The 754-nt window shown below is 45.0% G+C and carries 1 protein-coding gene; it reads right to left on the minus strand.

Translation table 11 applies throughout. The annotated features are described in order from the left end of the window. A partial coding sequence (locus Pmgp_RS19305; RefSeq protein ID WP_205078084.1) for a hypothetical protein occupies nucleotides 1–215 on the minus strand: 215 nt, incomplete at its 3' end. Nucleotides 216–754: the final 539 nt, after the last annotated feature.

Below are 754 nucleotides of genomic sequence, written 5' to 3' on the forward strand. Positions count from 1 at the left end.
GCCTCCAGCTTTCGCAGTAACTCGCGGCAAGATTCCAGCTTTGGTTTCCCGTTTGGTCCATACCACGACAGGGTTTCACATAGCGTATGCGCCAATTCCTTTTGACTCAACCGGGGAAACAACCGGATCACTTCCTTAATGTGTTCCAGTTCTTCCCTTGTAAAAATGCGTCCGTTCAAGAGAACTTCCTCAGGCCAATCTTCATGTATCGTCATAGTGTGGCTCCTTTTTAAAATTTCCCACACTATTGTCTCATATTTATTTTGTGGTGTCCAGTGCTATTTTGCGAAAAACTTTTTCTCCCCAACTCTTATAAACCTTGTCAGTTATAAATCTTTAGATTCATGCGTCAGCTCTGATTGACTGCCAGAGCTGACGCATGAAAATGTTTTTTAAATCTTGCGGGGTCTGGAATTGACGTTTTCGCAACTATTGCCTATTCGGTTATTCCAAAAATCACCGGTTTATCCGTATCAACACATCCTTAACTAAACCGTTTCTGCTCGTTTTAGCATGCCGGACATCTTCAACGGAAAGACGAGTAGCGCCGCGCAACCGCTGCCTAAGCTGTCTGTATCAGTTCAATTCGCTATGCCGCCAAACGGCTTGTTTTCCAATTTTCTTCGCGCACTAGTCGCAATTGACCGGGAGATTCGGTCAGCCGGCGAAGCCGCCCTGTATCCAACTCACTATAGGTCATAGCTTCATAAAACTTCTTGATGAAAGACTGAACCCCGACTGTTTTGACATGTTC

It is taken from the genome of Pelotomaculum propionicicum (assembly GCF_004369225.1).
Lineage (GTDB): Bacteria > Bacillota > Desulfotomaculia > Desulfotomaculales > Pelotomaculaceae > Pelotomaculum_B > Pelotomaculum_B propionicicum.